This window comes from Candidatus Thermoplasmatota archaeon (assembly GCA_034660695.1).
Taxonomy (GTDB): domain Archaea; phylum Thermoplasmatota; class E2; order UBA202; family DSCA01; genus JAYEJS01.
Window position 1 is genome coordinate 1 of record JAYEJS010000057.1, and the last position, 1,939, is coordinate 1,939.

Below are 1,939 nucleotides of genomic sequence, written 5' to 3' on the forward strand. Positions count from 1 at the left end.
TATTCCAATGGTTCTACATTGTAAACCTGAGATCTCAGTGGTACTCCTCCCCAGTCACTCATTCCTGTTCCATCTTTTTCATTCATTGTTTTTACCTATATGGAGTTAGGCTAGGATGCCAGTCAAACATGAACCAGGGAATAAATCCCATGTACCCAAATGCCACAATTCCTGGTATCGGTCTTGGTATCGGTAATCTCCAGTCATCCCAGTAATTTCTTATCCAGATATTTGGTAAAGGTAAAATGTTAAACCATATTTGTGCATTTTGAGCGTTATTCATTAAGTTATTTTTTGTTATTGAGGTCAGCATGCACGGCCCGATTAACCGCAAACTAAAACTTCCAAGTTTTATACCTTCTGGATTTTGTGATATGTTATTGCCGATAATTACGTTGCCAACCCCACTCCAAATTGCAATCCCTGTCTCTTTACAAAGAGTGATCTCATTTTTATAAACTTTATTGTTAACACCGTTGTCAATAGCCACCCCGTTATAATTTTTGTATAACACATTGAATGAAACATTGTTACCACTCGAGTTTATACCTATACCAATTCCATACCCCCTGTTTGAAATATAGTTATGCGAAATAACATTATTATTCGAGAATTTAAGACCTATGCCGCAATCATTTTCGATAATGGTGTTTTGAGAAATGGTATTGCCGTATGTACTGCACATACGGATTGCTTGGCCATTAGAAATAATAATGTTATCAATAATAGTATTATCTCTCGAATCTGAAAGTAAATATATTCCTGCAGAAGGAAATTTATCACTATTTTTTATTGTAAAACAAGTTATGGTTATCTCATTTCCTAAGATTTTAAAAACGTATCCTTTCTTACTCCCATCAACAATGGTGCTATTCTTATCCTCCCCAATCAGATTTATCGATTTGTTCACTACCACATTCTCGTAATATGGCGATGAGTCATCGTAAACAAAAATGGTATCTCCCTCTTCTGCAGCATCTACCGCAGACTGTATCTCTGTGTAGTTGTTTGGACCAGAGCCTCCGACATACAACACTCCGTTTATGGAATTAGATGAAATATTTGTTTTTAAATTGAGGGAATTGCTTCCTGTAATTGGAACAACACTGAGCAAAAGAAATACTGCCATTATAATTATTTTCTTTTTCATGGTTTTATATCACCTTTCTCCTTAAATTTCTTTTGGCAAAACAAAAAATAAAGGGAAAAGGTTATTCCGCTATTGGAGTATCACCTCCTGGAGGTTTTGGTGGTGGATTTGATTCAGTTTTCGTTGTAAAATGCCATGTTTGCCCGGTTGTAGTTACCTGTCCATCGTTTGCAACCACTTTCCAGTAATAAGTTGTATCATAATTCAAAGTTCCTGGGTTGTATGTCGTCGATGTTATTCCAGATGCTTTCAACGGGGGATTTGAAGATGTTCCGAAGTAAACATCATAGATCAGTGCATCGTTGTCTGGATCTGAGCATTGCCAGCTCAATGTTGGATTGATGCTTACATCAGTTGCTCCATTGGATAGATATGGATTGAACGGTGCATTTAGAGGACTGTTTGTATTTCCATTTAGCAGTGGCTCTACAGCCCATTTTGCACTTTCGGTTATGATATCTCTTGTATTTACTGTTGGTTCCATTGGATTGCCATTTGAATCTGCATAAATATATTTGGTGTGGAGAGCATTCTCTATTACTTGCCCGCTTCCATATTTCCATGTTTTAACTTCCGGATGCTGCCCAAATAATATTATTCTTCCATCGATTCCATCACTATTCCTATCATATGTCGATTTTATTATCGAGGCATTGCGTTTGAGATGTGTTTCTACTATTTGATTTGACCCAAATCTATGAAGTTGAGTTGTTGGATGTTCATCAGGGTCGTCATAGTATTCTGCAACAACTGTAACAGCGGAAGGATTACAATCTACAAAACTGGATC

The 1,939-nt window shown here is 36.8% G+C and carries 2 protein-coding genes; both read right to left on the reverse strand.

What is annotated here, in order from left to right; translation table 11 throughout:
• Window positions 1-91: 91 nt before the first annotated feature.
• Window positions 92-1,150: a NosD domain-containing protein gene (locus U9O96_02760; protein MEA2054028.1), complete on the reverse strand. Its 1,059-nt coding sequence runs from the start codon at window positions 1,148-1,150 to the stop codon at window positions 92-94.
• 61 nt (window positions 1,151-1,211) lie between these two features.
• The coding region (locus tag U9O96_02765) for a hypothetical protein (protein MEA2054029.1) at window positions 1,212-1,939 on the reverse strand (728 nt) is incomplete at its 5' end.

Excerpts from the sequence above, each read along its gene's own strand:
- U9O96_02760 (MEA2054028.1), bottom strand. The coding sequence starts at position 1,150 with ATGAAAAAGAAAATAATTATAATGGCAGTATTTCTTTTGCTCAGTGTT.